Origin of the sequence: Mesorhizobium sp. RIZ17, assembly GCF_051127865.1 — a bacterium.
Taxonomy (GTDB): Bacteria; Pseudomonadota; Alphaproteobacteria; order Rhizobiales; family Rhizobiaceae; genus Mesorhizobium; species Mesorhizobium humile.
Map to the genome: position 1 here is coordinate 3,988,212 of NZ_CP147861.1, position 17,387 is coordinate 4,005,598.

10 protein-coding genes are annotated in these 17,387 nt (G+C 64.1%); 6 read left to right on the top strand and 4 right to left on the bottom strand.

The window, feature by feature from the left end; all coding sequences use genetic code 11:
- Positions 1-109 precede the first annotated feature (109 nt).
- Positions 110-1,624, top strand: a complete 1,515-nt coding sequence (locus tag WDX12_RS19030; RefSeq protein WP_434721595.1) for a winged helix-turn-helix domain-containing tetratricopeptide repeat protein — start codon at positions 110-112, stop codon at positions 1,622-1,624.
- 404 nt (positions 1,625-2,028) lie between these two features.
- Here WDX12_RS19030 and WDX12_RS19035 read toward each other — a convergent pair whose 3' ends face one another.
- The 3 genes from WDX12_RS19035 to WDX12_RS19045 all read right to left on the bottom strand — a co-directional run bounded on the left by WDX12_RS19035 (position 2,029) and on the right by WDX12_RS19045 (position 6,425).
- Positions 2,029-3,096, bottom strand: a complete 1,068-nt coding sequence (locus WDX12_RS19035; protein WP_434721596.1) for a D-alanine--D-alanine ligase family protein — start codon at positions 3,094-3,096, stop codon at positions 2,029-2,031.
- Between the two features lie 225 nt (positions 3,097-3,321).
- The gene (locus WDX12_RS19040) at positions 3,322-5,376 is read right to left on the bottom strand and encodes a bifunctional aldolase/short-chain dehydrogenase (protein WP_434725674.1); all 2,055 of its coding nucleotides are present in this window, start codon (positions 5,374-5,376) and stop codon (positions 3,322-3,324) included.
- A gap of 83 nt (positions 5,377-5,459) precedes the next feature.
- Positions 5,460-6,425: a sugar-binding transcriptional regulator gene (locus WDX12_RS19045; RefSeq protein WP_434721597.1), complete on the bottom strand. Its 966-nt coding sequence runs from the start codon at positions 6,423-6,425 to the stop codon at positions 5,460-5,462.
- A 204-nt stretch (positions 6,426-6,629) separates the two neighbouring features.
- Here WDX12_RS19045 and WDX12_RS19050 point away from each other — a divergent pair, with 204 nt between their 5' ends.
- The 5 genes from WDX12_RS19050 to WDX12_RS19070 all read left to right on the top strand — a co-directional run bounded on the left by WDX12_RS19050 (position 6,630) and on the right by WDX12_RS19070 (position 15,532).
- Positions 6,630-8,270, top strand: coding sequence for an acyl-CoA synthetase (locus WDX12_RS19050; RefSeq protein WP_434721598.1), 1,641 nt, complete (start codon positions 6,630-6,632; stop codon positions 8,268-8,270).
- A 381-nt stretch (positions 8,271-8,651) separates the two neighbouring features.
- Positions 8,652-9,257, top strand: a complete 606-nt coding sequence (locus WDX12_RS19055) for a TetR family transcriptional regulator (protein WP_320294624.1) — start codon at positions 8,652-8,654, stop codon at positions 9,255-9,257.
- 55 nt (positions 9,258-9,312) lie between these two features.
- Positions 9,313-10,476 carry an efflux RND transporter periplasmic adaptor subunit gene (locus tag WDX12_RS19060; protein WP_434721599.1) on the top strand — a complete coding sequence of 388 codons (1,164 nt, stop codon included), beginning with the start codon at positions 9,313-9,315 and terminating at the stop codon, positions 10,474-10,476.
- A 308-nt stretch (positions 10,477-10,784) separates the two neighbouring features.
- Positions 10,785-13,937, top strand: a complete 3,153-nt coding sequence (locus WDX12_RS19065; RefSeq protein ID WP_434721600.1) for an efflux RND transporter permease subunit — start codon at positions 10,785-10,787, stop codon at positions 13,935-13,937.
- A 245-nt stretch (positions 13,938-14,182) separates the two neighbouring features.
- Positions 14,183-15,532 carry an LLM class flavin-dependent oxidoreductase gene (locus WDX12_RS19070; RefSeq protein ID WP_434721601.1) on the top strand — a complete coding sequence of 450 codons (1,350 nt, stop codon included), beginning with the start codon at positions 14,183-14,185 and terminating at the stop codon, positions 15,530-15,532.
- Positions 15,533-15,584: 52 nt separating this feature from the next.
- Here WDX12_RS19070 and WDX12_RS19075 read toward each other — a convergent pair whose 3' ends face one another.
- The gene (locus WDX12_RS19075) at positions 15,585-17,294 is read right to left on the bottom strand and encodes an APC family permease (RefSeq protein WP_434721602.1); all 1,710 of its coding nucleotides are present in this window, start codon (positions 17,292-17,294) and stop codon (positions 15,585-15,587) included.
- Positions 17,295-17,387 lie beyond the last annotated feature (93 nt).

Genomic DNA, 17,387 nt, shown 5'->3' on the forward strand with positions numbered 1-17,387 from the left:
TGCGGGTTCGGAAACCCGTGATCTGATTGAGATTGCAGTGTGCCGCAGGCGCCCGGCGGCGTAATTAAGCCCTCCCAAATAGTTCTCAAAACTTCCAAATCGGCTATAGATGCCCCGCATGCAGGGATCGCGCTTCGCTTTTGGACCGTTCGTGTTTGATCCTGGCGCGGGAACGCTGCTTCGGGGCGATGTTCCCGTTGCCGCAGGTCACCGCGGGCTGAAGCTTTTGGAAGCGCTCATTGCGCGCCCCGGCGAAATCCTGGCCAAGGCCGAGTTGATGGACGCTGCCTGGCCGGGCACGGCCGTCGAGGAAGGCAATCTCACCGTGCAGATTGCCCAACTCAGGAAGCTGCTCGGTCCGGCGGCCGGTGGCGGCGAATGGATCGCCACGGTGCCGCGCGTCGGCTATCGCTTCGCCGGCGCCGTCGAACAGGCCGACGCCAGGCGCAAACCCTTGCCGCTACCCGACAAGCCATCGATCGCCGTGCTGCCCTTCGTCAATCTGAGCAACGATCCCGAGCAGGATTCTTTTGCCGACGGCCTGACCGAAGACCTGATCACCGATCTCTCGCGGATCCCGGGCCTGTTCGTCATCGCGCGCAACTCGGTGTTTGCCTATAAGGGCAAGGCCATGGATGTGCGCGCCATCGCCGGCGAACTCGGCGTGCGTTATCTGCTTGAGGGCAGTGCGAGGCGTGCCGCCGGGCGCGTGCGCATCAACGCGCAGCTGATCGACGCGCTGAGCGGCGAGCATCTGTGGGCGGAGCGTTTCGATCGCGGCCTGGAAGACATTTTCGCCGTCCAGGATGAGGCGACCGCCAAGATCGTCGAGGCGCTGCTCGGTCGATTGCGCGCGCCGCCGGTACGCAACCGGCCGAAGAACCTCGAAGCCTATGATCTCGTCGTGCGGGCGCGAAAGATGTTCGACGAGTCGCCGCAGATGGCGCGCGAAGCGCATCTGATGCTGACGCGCGCCATCACGCTCGACCCCGACTACGCCGAGGCCTATCGCTGGCTCGCCATGAACCACTGGATGGGTTGGGTGCATTGGGGCGATCCGTTCGAGCCTGCCCGCAGCACGTCCCTCGAACTGGCGCGCAAGGCCGTGGCGATCGATCCCAACGATGCCGGTTGCCGCTGGGTGCTGGCGAACCTTCTTGCCTATGAACGCGATTTCGAGCGGTCCGAGGCCGAATTCGCCAAGGCGATCGAGCTCGATCCGAACGAGGCCGATATCTGGGCGACCCTGTCCGACATCGAGGTTCTGGCCGGGCAGATAGACTTGAGTCTCGAACACATCCGCAAGGCGTTCCGCCTCAATCCGTTCCCGCCGAGCTGGTATTATCTCACGCTCGGCCAGGCGCAATATGCGGCCCGCGACTATGAGGCCGCTGTCGAGACGCTGCGGCGCGACGAGACCTATCGCACCAGCTCACGCCGCTTCCTGGCGGCAGCCCTTGCTCAGCTCGGCCGCCTCGACGAGGCGCGCACCGAGGTTGCGCTGTTCCTGGTCGGCAATCCGCATTTTTCCACGCGGCGCTGGGTCGACACAGAGCCGTTCCGCGACGACGCGGTGCTGGAGCATTTCGTCGACGGCTTCCGCAAGGCCGGCCTGCCGGAATGAAGCCGGCCACGATGATGGGGCTAGTCGCTCCAGCACAGGGATTTGACTGGTCGGCTCTGTTTGCGTTGGCAGGTGGCATGCCTTGGGGATTGGCCGAAACGCCCACGCCGTCGTCATTCTAGGGCGGAGCAGGAGCGAAGCTCCGTCGCGAAGACCCTAGAATCCATGCCGTTACCTTCGCCAAGGAGTGCAACGGAGCAGAATTCTGCATCGTGGCAACGCCTCAACATCACGGAATGGATTCTATGGTCTGCGCCGCGTCGCTTCGCTCCTTGCTCCGCCATAGAATGACGACTTGGGGCGGCTTCAACCAATCTCCGGTGTTCGCGCTGATTTCACGATAATGAGCGGAAAATCTTGTACCAAGACAAACGGCAACCCCGCGTCCAATTCCTCAGATTTTTTCACCGGCCGGCGCGCGCCAACCCATGCGCCACCAGACGGTCGATGACCTCTGGATAGCCGACGCCGCTGGCCGCCATCGCCTTGGCGTACATGCTGATGTTGGTGAAGCCCGGAATGGTGTTGAGCTCGTTGATCAGGAATGTCATGTCCGGCATCAGGAAGAAATCGACACGGGCCATGCCGTCGCAGCCGAGCGCCCGGAACGCTTTTGCCGCCGTGCGGCGCATGGCGTCCTCGACTTCCAACGGCAGCTCGGCCGGCACGATCAGGGCCGCGCCATTCTCGTCGATATATTTGGCGTTGTAGTTATAGAAGCCGTGGCTTTCGGCAGGCACGATCTCGCCCGGCCGCGAGACGAAGAGCTCGCCCGCTGGGCTCTCCAGCACGCTGAACTCTATCTCGCGGCCGCGAACGAATTCCTCCGCCAGCAGCTTGCTGTCGTGCTGGAACGCTTCCGACAGCGCGCGATCGAATTCCTGGCTGCCATTGACCTTTGCCACGCCGACCGACGAGCCTTGCCGTGCCGGCTTGATGAACAACGGCAAGCCGAGCTTGTCTTCCAGTTCGGCAAGCGACGGCGGCGAGGCACCCTCGTCGATCGTCACCGAGCGCGCGACAGGCACGCCGGCCGCCTTCAGCAGCCGCTTGGCGATGTCCTTGTCGAGGGCGGTGGCCGAGCCGAGGATGCCGCAGCCGGCAAGCGGCACGCGCGCCACCTCGGCCAGGCCCTGCACCGCGCCGTCCTCGCCGTGCAGACCGTGCAGCACTGGAAAGAGGATATCGATAACGGGCAGCGGGTAAGGAGAGCCGCTGGCAGGGATCGCCAGCATCCGCCCATGCCCGCCCGGCACCAGGCAGATTTCAGTGCCGCTGGAGGGCGTGGCGAGAGCGCCGTTCTCGAAACCGCTCAGCAGCCACTGCCCTTCGCGCGTGACGAAGATCGGCACGGCGTCGTATTTCGCCGGATCGAGCGCGGCCATGACATTGGCCGCCGAAAGCAGCGACACCTCATGCTCGGCGGAGCGCCCGCCGAACAGCACACCGATACGCAGTCTTTTCGCGGGCATCGACAACTCCACCAATGATCGGGGTTGGAGCTCGTACGCGAAACACCAGACATCCCCCTTCAACTCCCCGAGTAGTAACCGAAGGATTGGAGTGGGACTTTGACCGGTTGAAGCAGTTTTTCAGCAGAAGCGCGAAAGGCCTTCCGTTCGGAACCGCGTCAAGACGAGGAGCGGTTCATCCGTTTATGAAACGATGAACCGCTCCAAGGCTGTGTTGTTACGTCCTCAGCGTAGCGCCGCCGCGATGTTGCCGCCGTCCACCGTCGTCACGTTCGCCGTGGTGCGTTCGGCCAGCGCCTGGTGCAGGAAGGCCTGCGCCACGTCGTCGGCCGTCACTTCCTGCCCCAGCAGATTGCCGGACATGTATTCCTTCTCCGACACGCCGCGCGCGCCGGAGCGGCTGGCGATCATGGCGTCGGTCAGAAGGCCGGAGCGGATGCGGTCGGCGTTGACCGCATTGGAACGGATGCCATGGGCGCCGTAGTCAAGCGCGTACTGCCTGGACAGGAACAACGTCGCCGCCTTCGGGATGCCGTAGGCGCCGAATTTCGGGCCGGGATTGATCGCCTGCTTGGAGGTGTTGAAGAGCAGCACGCCGCCCGTGCCCTGTTCCAGCATGATGCGCACCGCGTTCTGCGCCGCCGACTGGTGGGCAAAGAAGTTGAGCTCGAAGCTCTTGCGCAGCATGGCGTCGTCGAGCTCGCCGATGCGGCCTTCCCAGGCCGCGCCCGCATTCGAGACCAGGATATCGACGCCGCCATAGACGGCAACCGCCTTGTCGAAGGCGGCGCGCATTTCGGCCGGGTTGGTGATGTCGGCGCCGACACCGATCGAGTTGTTGCCGGCCGCCTTCGCCGCGTCCGCCGCCTTGGCCGGATCGAGGTCGACGATCACCGCATGCGCACCGTTGGCGGCGAACAGTTTTGCCGTCGCGGCGCCGATCGCGCCGGCGCCGCCGGTGATCAGCACCACCTGGCCGGTCAGCGGCTTCGGCTTGTTGGAGGCGAGCTTGGCCTGCTCCAGCGACCAGTATTCGAGCGGAAAGAGGTCGGCCTTGGAGAGCGGATGGAAATTGCCCACGGCTTCGGCGCCGCGCACCGCCTCGATCCACATCTCGCCGACATCGGAGGCGATCTTGGCGTCCTTCAGCGTGCGGCCATGGCCGAACATGCCCAGCCCCGGCACCAGCGTCAGGCGCGGCATCGGGTCGAGCATGGTGCGCTTGACGTCGTCCAGCGCGTCATTGGTCTCGAAATAGGCGGTGTAGTCCTTGACGAAGGCCTCGACATGGCTGCGCACGACGCCCTTGTAGTCGCCGAGCTTGTCGGCGTCGGGCGCGGGCACGGCCATCGGTCCGGTCTTGATGCGGATCGACAGGTCGGGCGTCGACACGCCGCGCCCGGCATAGTCGGCGATCTTGGCCGAATTGATGAAATCGACGATCGCATCCGAGGTGCGGAAGTCGCTGATCATGCGGTCGAAGCGGCCTTCGCCGCGCGCCACCGCGACGGCGCCGCGCAGCGTCGGCGCGATGTCGCCGGGCTTGGCGAGCTTTGCCGGCAGCGCCGCCTTGGCCGCCTGCGGCTTGCCGTTTTTGGCGACATAGTCCTCGGCCATGGTCACGTAGTGGATCATGCGGTCATAAGCCTGCTTGGCATCGTCGCCGAAGGTGAAGATGCCGTGCTTGTCGAGGATCAGGCCTTCGACTTTTCGGTCGGCGTCGAAGACTTCCGCCGCCACCTTGGCGAGGTCGAAGCCCGGCTTGATGTAGGGCACGTAACCTAGTCTGTCGCCGAACACGGCCTCGATCAGAGGCTTGCTGTCTTCCTGGTCTACGATGGCTAGGATCGCCGTCGAATGCGTGTGGTCGACGAAACGGTGCGGCAGGAAGGCGTGCAGCAGCGTTTCCACCGATGGGTTCGGGGAGGCGGGGTCGATGAGGTTGGAGCGCTGCAGCGCCACCATGTCCTCGTCGGCTAGCGTTTCCAGGGAGCGCGCCTTGAGCAGCGCGCCCATCTTCACCGCCGGCAGGCCCTGCGGCTCGATGACGGCCATGTCCCAGCCGCTGCCCTTGACGCAGAGCACGTCCCATTCGTCGCCGACCAGATCGGTGGCCTTGGTCTTGCAGGACGTGTTGCCGCCGCCATGCAGCACCAGCCGCGGCTCGCCGCCGAGCAGGCGGGTCGTGTAGACGCGCAGCGCAAGGTTGCGGCCGACGCCCTTCCTGGCATAGTCGGCAACCATCTTTTCCGCGTCGGCGTCGTTCCAAAGGTTCTTCATGTCGATCCGTCCGATACTCGTCTTTTTGCTCATGAACAGAAAGCCGCGACGCCTGTATGACAGAAGCGGCGAGGGTGGTTTTTCTAGGATGCTTTTTTGCCGGCTTCGCCCGCGTGATTGAGCAGGCGCTCGGCCATATGCGCGCCGACCACCAGATGCGTGCAGAGCCCGCCGGCGATGGCCGCAAGCAGCGGCTCGAACTTGGTGTCTTCCTGCACCACCATCAGCCGCTTCTCGATGGCACGCAGCGAGGCGAGCTCGGCGGAGATGACGCGCCGGTTGTAGCTGCAGTCGAGCACCTCGCCCTTGGCGTCGATGATCTGCCCGGCGATGACGCCGGCGGCACCTTGGCTGCGCAGCGCTTCCATCTCGGCCGGCGACAGCGCGCCGCATTTCACCAGATGGCTGTCGGCATCGACCGCGCCGACGGAGTAGAGTGCCAAGTCGCAGTCGGCGATGCCGGCAAGCTGGTCGCGGATCACCGGTTCTGCGCGCAGGCTCTTGGCCAGCTCTTCCGTCGACAGCACCAGTGGTGCGTAGAAGTTCAGGCCCTTGGCGTTCAGCCGCCGCGCGATCTCCATCGTGCACTGGTCGGGCCGATAGGAATAGGGCGCGCCGAGATTGCCGCAGAGCTGCACCACGGTGACGTCCTGCAGGTCGGCAAAGGACATGATGTCGGCGATGGTGTAGACGGTGCGGCCCCAGGCGACGCCGATGCGGTCGCCTTTTTTCACCAGTTCGAGAAAGACGCTCGCCGCCAGCACGGCGATGTCGGTCGAGGGATCGGCGAGATAGGCATTTTCCGGCGCGATCCAGACCGCGTCGAGCCCGAAGGCGTCTTCAAGCTGGCGCGCCGTGACGTCGTCGGTGAAGAGCTGCGTCGAGGTCGAGATGTTGACGATGCCGGTCTCGCGCGCCTTGCGCAGATACATGGCGACCGAGGCGCGTGAAATGTTGAGCTGGCTTGCCACTTCATCCTGGCGAAGGCCGTGGGCATAGTAAAGCCAGGCGGCCTTGTGGATGAGCTGTTCTGCCGGTCTGATCGCCATGCCGCCTCCTCGGCTGACATTAGTCACGGCTCTCGACAAAAGTCAAATTTGCCCGCGTGAGCCTCGATCGTCTCACGGCGCGGCTCAATCCGGATCGCCATTCCACCAAGCCGGCGCAGCATAGCATTTTCAGCCAGGGGAGGGGGATAGCGTGACGGCATGCGCAAGGTTAGAAGATTCGAAAAGAACTTTGGGGAGAACGGGATGGCCAATCCCTACGAACAGGATCTCGACAGGAACGCCGCCAACCACCAGCCGCTGACGCCGCTGACCTATCTCGAGCGCGCGGCCAAGACCTATCCAGACCACATCGCCATCATCCATGGTAACCAGCGCATCACCTACCGCGATTTCTGGCGCCGCTCGCTGAAGCTTGGCTCGGCGCTGGCCAAGCGTGGCATCGGCAAGGGCGACACGGTGACGGTGATGCTCTCCAACACCCCGCCGATGCTCGAAGCGCATTTCGGCGTGCCGATGACCAAGGCGGTGCTGCATTCGCTGAACACCCGCCTCGACGCCGCCGTCATCGCTTTCCAGCTCGACCATGCAGACACGAAGGTGCTGATCGTCGACCGCGAGTTCTCGGGCGTCGTCAGGCAAGCGCTGGCATTGGCCAAGGCCAAGCCCTTGGTCATCGACTATGACGACCCTGACTATGCCGCCGACGCTCCCTATCCGAAGGGCGAGCGCATCGGCTCGGCTGATTATGAGGAGTTCGTCGCCGGCGGCGACGAGGCTTTCGCCTGGTCGATGCCCGATGACGAATGGGACGCCATCTCGCTCAACTACACGTCCGGCACGACGGGCAATCCGAAGGGCGTCGTCTACCACCATCGCGGCGCCGCGCTTATGGCCTATACCAACACCATCCATGCCGGCATGGCCAAGCATGCGGTCTATCTCTGGACGCTGCCGATGTTCCATTGCAATGGCTGGTGTTTCCCCTGGACTTTGGCCGTTCAGGCCGGCACCCATGTCTGCCTGCGCTGGGTGCGGGCGAAGCCGATATATGACGCGATCGCCGACCATGGCGTCACGCATCTGTGCGGCGCGCCGATCGTCATGTCGGTGCTGATCAACGCCAAGGACGAGGACAAGCGCCAGTTCCCGCAGACCGTCACCTTCAACACAGCGGCCGCGCCCCCGCCGGAAGCCGTGCTTTCCGGCATGGCCGACGCCGGCTTCGCCGTCACCCATCTCTACGGCCTGACCGAGACCTATGGCCCGGCGGTCGTCAATGAATGGCACAATGAGTGGGATGCGCTGGAGAAGGGACCGAGGACGGCGAAGAAGGCGCGCCAGGGCGTGCGCTATGCCGCGCTCGAGGGGCTGACAGTGATGAACCCGGATACCATGGTGGAGACGCCGGCCGACGGCGAGACCATCGGCGAGGTCATGTTCCGCGGCAACATCGTCATGAAGGGCTATCTGAAGAACAGGAAGGCGACCGACGAGGCCTTTGCCGGCGGCTGGTTCCATTCCGGCGATCTCGGCGTCATGCATCCCGACGGCTACATCCAGCTCAAGGACCGCTCCAAGGACATCATCATCTCGGGTGGCGAGAACATCTCCTCCATCGAGGTCGAGGACGCGCTCTATAAGCATCCGTCGGTCGCATCCTGCGGCGTGGTTGCCCGCGAGGACGAGAAATGGGGCGAGGTGCCGGTCGCCTATGTCGAGCTGAAGCCGGGCAAGAGCGCGACCGAGGCCGAGATCATCGAGCATTGCCGAGGGCTGTTGGCGCGCTTCAAGGTGCCGAAGGCGGTACTGTTTGCCGAGATCCCGAAGACATCGACGGGCAAGATCCAGAAGTTCAGGTTGAGGGAAATGGCGAAGGGTATCTAACTTTCGTCATCCTAGGGTGGAGCAGTCGCGAAGCGACGTGGCGGAAACCCTAGGATCCATGCCGTGACCTTGCGGCCGTACTCATGCGGGCGAGGACAGCCACCAGCGGCACCGCGCAAATTGACGTAACATCTTGATCCGCCTCACTCTTCGGCGAGCGTCACGGAATGGATCCTCGGGTCTGCGCGCGTCGCTTCGCTCCTTGCTTCGCCCGTGGATGACGGCCACACAGGTCATGGCTCCAATCGCCAACGCTCCCTTGTTCCTGTCGCCATCTGTCACCAAATTATACGCGTACGTCGATTTCGCGTTGACTCCCCGTCACTTTCGTTTTACGACTGATGAAAATTGAAATTCGTCACTCGTCAAAACGAAAGCGCCATGTCCGAAGCCGCCAACATCGTGGCAGACCCCGCCAGACAAGAGAATGTGACCCGCATTCTCGACTGCGCCGAGCGCCTGTTCCGCCACTACGGCTACGGCAAGACCAACGTCGCCGACATTGCCCGCGAGCTCGGCATGTCGCCGGCCAACATCTACCGCTTCTTCGCCTCCAAGGTTGAAATCCACCAGGCGGTCTGCGGCCGCATGCTCGGCGCCAGCTACAAGATGGCCTACGAGATCATGCACCTGCCGATCAGCGCCGAGGAACGGCTGCGCCGCTACATCCATGCCCAGTACAAGATGACGCTGGAGGTCATGCTCGACCAGGAGAAGGTGCATGAGATGGTCATCGTCGCCTTGGAGCGCGACTGGGGCGTCATCGACGCGCATGTCAACAGCATCCACGACCTCTACGCCGAGGTGATCCGCGAGGGCATCGAGGCCGGCGAGTTCAGGGAGCAGGATCCGGAGACAGCCTCGCGCTGCTTCGGCGCCGCGACCGTCATTCTCTGCCATCCGCAGATGGTGGCGCAGTGCCTTGCCAAGACCAACCGGGCGATGCCCGACGAACTTATCGACTACGCCATCAGAGCCTTGAAATAGCCGCCGCCCGCCGGGCGCGGTTTCGACAAATCATCTCCAGTTCAGGAGTGCTAAGGTGTCTTTGTCCAGTTCCATCCTCCGCAAGCTGCCGGCCGCCGGCCTCCCAGCCGTCGCCATCGTCGCAGCAGCGCTCGGCCTCGCCGGCTGCAGCCAGGAGAAGGCCGCGGTCGTCCAGGAAGTCGTCCGGCCGGTCAAGGTGGTGAAGATCGGCGAGGCGCAAACCACCCGTCAGCTCGACTATTCCGGTTCGGTGCGCGCCCGCACCGAGATGAATCTCGGCTTCCGCATCGCCGGCAAGGTCACCGAGCGCCTGGTCGATATCGGCCAGCATGTGAACGAGGGCGATGTGCTCGCCCGCGTCGATCCAGCCGATTACGAATTGTCGGTGAAAAGCGCTGCGGCCAGCCTCGACGCCGCCGAGCGCCAGGTCGAGACCGTCGACCTCGCCAGGAAGCGCGCCGAGCAGCTCTACGCCAAGAATTTCGCGCCGAAGTCGCAGCTCGATCAGGCGCGGCTGACCTACGACCAGGCGGTGGCGACGCGCGATGCCGCGCGCTCGACGCTGGCCCAGGCGCAGAACCAGGTTCAATACGCCGATCTGAAAGCCAGCAAGAACGGTATCGTCACCGCCATTTCGGCTGATGTCGGCCAGGTGGTCGCCGCCGGCACGCCGGTCATGACCGTCGCTGTCGACGGCGAGAAGGAAGTGTCGATAGCGGTGCCGGAGATGGATATCGCCGGCTTCAAGCCCGGCAAGGAGGTCAAGGCCAGCTTCTGGTCGGACGAAGGGCTTACCCTTGACGGTAAGGTCCGCGAGGTCGCCGGCAGCGCCGATCCGCAGTCGCGCACCTTCGCTGTCCGGGTCTCGCTGCCCGACGATTCGCGCGTGCTGCTCGGCATGACCGCCAATGTCCAGGCGACCGTCGGCAGCAAGGCGCAGCTCGTGTCGATCCCGCTGACCGCGATGACCGAGAAGAACGGCAAGCAGATCGTCTGGACGGTCGATCGCGCCTCCGACACGGTGCATCCGCGTCCGATCAAGGTCGCCAACTTCACCGCCGACGGCGTCGCCGTGGCCGACGGCCTGAAACAGGGCGACGTCGTGGTCGCGGCCGGCACCCAGTTCATGACCGAGAACCTGAAGGTCAAGCTTTCCGGCGACGCCCAGCAGTCCGCTTCGGCGGAGGATGACGTCGCGACCACCAGCAGCCTGCACTGATGCTTGTCGCCCAAAAGTGCGAAGCGGTTTTGGGACAACGACATGCATCGAACTAAGACCTGAAGTCAGGCGAAACAGACGCCGTTCCCGCTCTCGCTGCATCGAGCCGCGAGCCGGGGAGGGCATGGGTTCCGGGCGGCGAACGCCCGATCGTGAGATGCCGGCATGTTGGCTCCCCCGCAGCAGTGCCGCGTCCAGCGCGATTTGCGAGTCTCTCCGCTTGAGGGGTCTCGCCGTCCGGAAGCCCACCGAACTCAAAAGCGGCATGCCAGGCGTGCCTTGCCGATCAATTGGACTGGACTTGTGCCATGACCACCACCGACAGCAGCACTGAAAAGCGGCCCTTCAACCTTTCGCGCTGGGCGATCGGACATCCGAGCATAGCGCGTTTCCTGTTCGGCCTCATCATCCTGGCCGGCGCGCTCGGCCTGATGCGCATGGGCCAGAAGGAGGATCCCGACTTCACCTTCCGCGTCATGGTGGTGCAGGCGATCTGGCCCGGCGCCTCGATCCAGGACATGGAGGACCAGGTTGTCAACAAGATCGAGCGCAAGCTGCAGGAAACGCCGCATCTCGATTTCGTGCGCTCCTATACCCGTGCCGGCAGCGCCATCATCACGCTCCAGGTGAAAGGCGACACCAATGCCGAGGAGGTGAAGGACGCCTTCTACCAGGTGCGCAAGAAGGTCGGCGACATTTCAAGCGACCTGCCGCAGGGCCTGCTCGGTCCCTATTTCAACGACGAGTTCGGCGACACTTTCATCACGCTGCATTCGATCAGCGGCGACGGCTTCACCTATCCGGAGCTGAAGAAATTCGCTATCCAGGCGCGCGACATGCTGTTGACGACGCCTGGCGTCGAAAAGGCCGTCATCATCGGCGACCAGCCGGAGAAGATCTATATCGACGTCTCGTCCAAGGCGCTGGCCGAGCGCGGCTTGACCATCGTCGACCTGCAGAACGCCGTCAAAGGGCAGAACGCCGTCGATCCGGCGGGTTCCGTCGACACCGGCCTGCGCTCGGTGCGCATCTCGGTCGAAGGCGACGTCACCAAGGCCGCGGATATCCGCGAGCTGCGGCTGCGCTCCGGCAACCAGGTGACACGTCTCGGCGACATCGCCACCGTCTCTTCCGGCCTCGAGGACCCTTATGAGCGCAAATACCGCTTCAACGGTCATGAGAGCGTCCAGGTCGGCGTCGTCATGGCCAAAGGTTTTAACGTCAGGGATGTCGGCAAGGATGTCGAGGCGACCTACCAGCGTTTCGAGACCGGGTTGCCTTATGGCGTTGCGGTCGACCAGATCTCCGACCAGCCGCAGGTCGTCAAGGACGCGGTCAGCGAATTCATGGAGGCGCTCGGCGAAGCGCTGCTGATTGTGCTTGCCGTCTCGCTGCTGTCGATCGGCTGGCGCTCCGGCCTGGTGATCGCGATCGCCATCCCGCTGGTTCTGGCAGCCACCTTCGCCATTATGTACGAGATCGGCATCGACCTGCAGCGCATTTCGCTCGGCGCGCTCATCATCGCGCTCGGCCTGTTGGTCGACGACGCCATGATCGTCGTCGAGATGATGGAGCGAAAGCTTGAGGAGGGGCTGGTCAAGATCGAGGCGGCGAGTTTTGCCTACACCTCGACCGCCTTCCCGATGCTCACCGGCACGCTGATCACCACGGCCGGCTTCATCCCGGTCGGCTTCGCCGCTTCCACCGCCGGCGAATATGTGCGCACGCTGTTCTATGTCGTCGGCATCGCGCTGGTCGTGTCGTGGTTCGTCGCAGTCTATTTCACGCCGTGGCTGGGCTACATGATCCTCAAGCAGCGCAAGCACGCCGGCACCCACCACGATGTCTTCGACACCGGCTTCTACCGCCGCCTGCGCGCCACTGTCACCTGGGCCGTGCGCCACCGTATCATCGTCCTGGTGATGACGCTGGTTACTTTCGCCACCAGCCTGTGGGCTTTCCAGTTCATCCCGCAGAACTTCTTCCCGCAGTCCTCGCGGCCGGAAATCCTGGTCGATCTTTGGCTGCCGGAAGGCACCTCGATCAAGGAGGTCGAGAAGCAGGCCAAGGCGCTTGAAGCCAAGATGATGGACGATCCCGACAAGCGCTTCATCGCCACCTATATCGGCGAAGGCGCGCCGCGCTTCTTCCTGCCGCTCGACCAGCAGCTCAGGAATCCGAACTTCGCCCAGCTCCTGGTGATGGCCAAGGACGAGCCGGCGCGCGAGCGGCTGATCGTCAAGATGCGCAAGATCCTGGCGCAGGACTTCCCCTCGATCCGCGGCAAGGTCGACCGCCTGTTCCTCGGTCCGCCGACCGGCTGGCCGGTGCAGATGCGCATCATGGGCCCGGACCGCCAGGAGGTACGCCGCATTGCCGACGAGGTGAAGGCACGCTTCCAGGCCAACCCGCTGCTTGGCGCCATCCATGACGACTGGCTGGAGCCGGTGCCGGCGATGAAGCTGGTGATCGACCAGGATCGCGCCCGGGCGCTTGGCGTCACCTCGCAGCGCATCCGCCAGATGCTGCAGGCCACCATGTCCGGCGCGCCGCTTGACGACTTCCGCGACGGCGAGGAGACGGTCTCGATCGTCGCCCGCGAACCGGAGGCGACCCGCCATCTCTTGTCCTCGGTCGACTCGGTCTACATCCCGACCGACTTCGGCGGCTCGGTGCCGCTATCGCAGGTGGCCAAGGTCGTGCCGGTGATGGAGCAGGGCGTCGAGTGGCGGCGCGACCGTCTGCCGACGATCAGCGTGCGCGCCACGCTGCCGGACGGCGTGCAGTCGAACGACGTCGTCACCAAGATGTACAACGACATGAAGGACCTGCGCGCCGGCCTCGCGCCCGGCTACAAGGTCGAGATCCAGGGCGGCGCCGAAGACTCGGCCGAGAGCCAGGCCTCGATCGCCGCCAAGGCGCCGGTCATGCTCGCCATCATCGTCGTGCTGCTGATGGTCCAGCTGCAGCATTTCGGCAAATCGATGCTGGTGCTGGCGACCGGTCCGCTCGGCATCATCGGCGCCGCCGCGGCGCTCTTGATCAGCGGCGCGCCGTTCGGCTTCGTCGCTATCCTCGGCGTCATCGCGCTGCTCGGCATCATCATGCGCAACTCGATCATCCTGGTCGACCAGATAGACCAGGATATCGCCGCCGGCATGGAGCGATCGGAAGCGATCGTGGGTGCGGCCGTGCGCCGTTTCAGGCCGATCATGCTGACGGCGCTGACTGCGGTGCTCGCGCTTATCCCGATCTCGCGCGCCGTGTTCTGGGGGCCGCTGGCCTACGCCATGATGGGCGGCATCCTGGTAGCAACCGTGCTCACCATCCTGGTGCTGCCGGCCGGCTACGCGCTGTTCTTCGGCCGCGAGCCAAATAAGGCCAAGACCGACGAGCAGGCGCCCGAGCCGGAGAAGATCGAAGGCATCGAAAGGCCGCAGCTGGCCCTGGCTGCGGAATAGAGCATGATCCCAAAAAGTGCGCAGCGGTTTTTGGCAAAGATCATGCTGAAACGGTAAGGTGGCAACCTTAGATCATCCGCCATCGGTGAAAGCCGGTGGCGGATGATCTGCATCCGGGGCCAGCCGGGCGAAAAATGCTCCGCGGCAGGGCTTCCGCAAAACAGAATTCCTTTTCAGCGGCGCGATGCAGGCCGATCCTGCGCCGATATCGGAGCGGCAACGCTCGTCACCGCTGGATCATTCCCATGTCCGAAAAACGGCATTTACGGCTCGGCGCCTTCATGCGTCCCGTCAGTCTTCACACCGGCGCCTGGCGCTATCCTGGCGCCTACGCGGATGCCAACTTCAATTTCGCGCATCTGAAGCGCTTCGCGCAGACGCTCGAGGCGGCGAAGTTCGACGCCTTCTTCATGGCCGACCATCTGGCCGTGCTCAACATGCCGATCGAGGCGCTGCGGCGCAGCCACACGGTGACCTCTTTCGAGCCGTTCACGCTTTTGTCGGCGCTCGCCGCCGTCACCGATCACATCGGCCTGGTCGCGACCGCATCGACCACTTTCGATGCGCCCTATCATATCGCGCGGCGTTTCGCGTCGCTCGACCATATCAGCGGCGGCCGCGCCGGCTGGAACATCGTCACCACGTCCAACCCGGACGCGGCTCTGAATTTCGGCCTCGACGAGCATGTCGAGCATGACGAGCGCTACCACCGGGCACGCGAGTTCTATGACGTCGTCACCGGGCTATGGGACAGCTTTGCCGATGATGCCTTCATCCGCGATGCGGAGAGCGGGCTCTACTTCGATACATCGAAACTGCATGTGCTCGACCACAAGGGCGAGCATTTATCGGTACGCGGCCCGCTCAACATCGCGCGTCCCGTCCAGGGTTGGCCGGTGATCGTACAAGCAGGCGCCTCGGATGCAGGGCGGCAACTGGCCGCCGAGACGGCGGAGGTGATCTTCGCGGCGCCGTCCGACCTGGCATCCGGCCAACGCTTCCTTGCCGACGTGAAGGGTCGTGCCGAAAAGCTTGGCCGTTCGCGCGACGATATCAAGATCCTGCCCGGCGCTTTCGTCATCGTCGGCGACAGCGTCGAGGAGGCGCGGGCCAAACGAGCCAAGCTCGATAGCCTGGTCTACTACGAGAGCGGCATCGCCTCGCTGTCGATCGCCCTTGGCCACGATGCGTCGGGTTTCGAGCCGGACGGCCCGTTGCCGGACATTCCTGACACCAATGCCAGCAAAAGCAGCCGCGAGCGCGTCATAGAACTGGCGCGCAAGGAAAACCTCACGGTCCGCCAGCTCGCCCAGCGGCTCGGCGGCTATTCGGGCCTCGCCTTCGTCGGCACTCCCGGGACCATCGCTGACGAGATGGAGGAATGGCTCCTCACCGAAGGCTGCGACGGATTTAATGTGATGTTCCCCTATCTGCCGGCGGGGCTGGACGATTTCGCCGAGAAGGTGGTGCCCGAGCTGCAGCGGCGCGGAATCTTCCGGCGAGAATATGAAGGATCGACGCTGCGTGAGAATCTCGGCCTGAAGCGGCCGCCGAACCGGTTTTTCGAAGAGTCGGCGGTCCGCAAGGCAGTCTGATTAAAATGAAACGGGCGCGCCGAGGCGCGCCCGTCTCTTTCAGGTTGCCATGTCAGATGACGAACACCCAATTGGCGATCAGCATCACCGCCACGCCGGCGATCAGCGTCAGGTAAGGCAGCATGCCCGCCTTCTTGACCGAGAGGTCGGCGCCCGCCATGCCGAGGTCGGCCAGCATGTGCTCCGGGAACTTGCCTCCGTCCTGGACGTAGTGACGGAAGCAGAACACCGGGATGATCAACGCGGCGGTGATCAGGCCGGCCCACAGCGCCATCGGGTTCCACACCTTGGCGCCGGCGCCCATGAAGATCGCGTTGACATAGGCAAAGATCGCGCCGATGCCGAGCAGCCAGCTCGGGGCCTTCCATGGACGGTTGATATGGCCGTTGTCGATGCGGTGGATCCAGCCTGCATTGAGGTTGAGGAAGTTGAAGATGATGTAGCCGCAATTCGACACGGCGAGGATGAAGAAGAAGCTCGTCGCGTCGGCCGAGGCGATGGCCAGCACGATCAGGTTGAAGCAGAGGTCGGTCCACATCGCCCGCGTCGGCGCGCCATGCTCGTTGACGTGGCTGAGATAGCGCGGCAGCCAGCCGTCGACCGAGCCCTGGTAGAGCGTGCGCGAGGAGCCGGCCATCGCCGTCATGATGCACAGCACCAGCGCCAGGATCATCAGCATGACCAGCAGGCTGTGGATGATCTTACCGCCGCCGACCATGCCGGCCAGCGCGTCGGCGACGCCCGAGCCGTCGACGATCGGCGTCGCCAGCATGCCGTTCAAGCCGAGCACGCCCTGGAAGGTGAAGGGCACCAGAATGAACAGGAGCATGCAGAGCAGGCCTGAGTAGAAGATCGCCTTGAAGGTGTCGGTGCCGGGATTCTTGAACTCCGACGTGTAGCAGACGGCGGTCTCGAAGCCGTAGGTCGACCATGCGGCGATGAACATGCCGCCGAGCGCCAGCGTCCAGCCGGCAATGTTCCACGAACCGGGATCAGGCGCGTAGGCGGCGGCCAGCGGCACCAGCGGCGAGAAATTCGCCCAGTCGATCTGGCCGGTGAAGATCGGCACGACGCCGACGATCAGCATAGGGATGATGACGAGCAGGCCGATATATTTCTGCACATTGGCGGTGCCGAGGATGCCGCGATGCTGGATCGCGAAGATGACCAGCATCAGAACCGCGCCGATGAAGAAGGTGGCGTTGAGCGTGAAGGAGACCGGGCCGAGCGTGTGGCCCCACAGCGTCCAGGTGCGGATCGCCGGTGTCGCCGCGGCTGTCACCGCGGCGATCGCATCGGCGGGCGCCGTCCCCGCATGCGCCGCTATGTAGGCGGCCACCTCCGGCGAGGTCTCGCTGAAGATCGGGATCGGCGCCAGCGCGTTGAGGATATAGGCCGCGGCGATCGAGCAGCCGAGCGACAGCACCGGCGACCAGGCGAACCAGTTGCACCACACCGAAAGCGGCGCGATGAATTTCGAATAGCGCAGCCAGGCGGTAGCGCCGTAGATCGAGGCGCCGCCAGACTTGTTTGGAAACAGGCCTGCAATCTCCGCATAGGTGAAGGATTGCAGGAAGCCCATGATCATGGACACCGTCCAGATCAGGAAGGCGAGTTTTCCGGTCGTGCCGGCAATGCCGCCGATCGAGAACAGGACCAGCGCTGGAACGCCGCTTGCCACCCAGAAGGCGCCACGCCAGTCGATATGCCTGAGCAGCTTGCTTTCGGCAGGCTGCTCGAGGGCCGTGCTTATCGTGCTCATATGGTTGTCTTCCCCTTTTTGTTGTTCCCCGCCAGCGACGCCTCGGCTCTCGCGAAGCTTGCTCCCCGGCAAATCAGCGTCGACCCGTCGTGT

Excerpts from the sequence above, each read along its gene's own strand:
- WDX12_RS19055 (WP_320294624.1), top strand. The coding sequence starts at position 8,652 with ATGTCCGAAGCCGCCAACATCGTGGCAGACCCCGCCAGACAAGAGAAT.
- WDX12_RS19050 (WP_434721598.1), top strand. The coding sequence starts at position 6,630 with ATGGCCAATCCCTACGAACAGGATCTCGACAGGAACGCCGCCAACCAC.
- WDX12_RS19030 (WP_434721595.1), top strand. The coding sequence starts at position 110 with ATGCCCCGCATGCAGGGATCGCGCTTCGCTTTTGGACCGTTCGTGTTT.
- WDX12_RS19045 (WP_434721597.1), bottom strand. The coding sequence starts at position 6,425 with ATGGCGATCAGACCGGCAGAACAGCTCATCCACAAGGCCGCCTGGCTT.
- WDX12_RS19065 (WP_434721600.1), top strand. The coding sequence starts at position 10,785 with ATGACCACCACCGACAGCAGCACTGAAAAGCGGCCCTTCAACCTTTCG.
- WDX12_RS19075 (WP_434721602.1), bottom strand. The coding sequence starts at position 17,294 with ATGAGCACGATAAGCACGGCCCTCGAGCAGCCTGCCGAAAGCAAGCTG.
- WDX12_RS19040 (WP_434725674.1), bottom strand. The coding sequence starts at position 5,376 with ATGAAGAACCTTTGGAACGACGCCGACGCGGAAAAGATGGTTGCCGAC.
- WDX12_RS19070 (WP_434721601.1), top strand. The coding sequence starts at position 14,183 with ATGTCCGAAAAACGGCATTTACGGCTCGGCGCCTTCATGCGTCCCGTC.
- WDX12_RS19035 (WP_434721596.1), bottom strand. The coding sequence starts at position 3,096 with ATGCCCGCGAAAAGACTGCGTATCGGTGTGCTGTTCGGCGGGCGCTCC.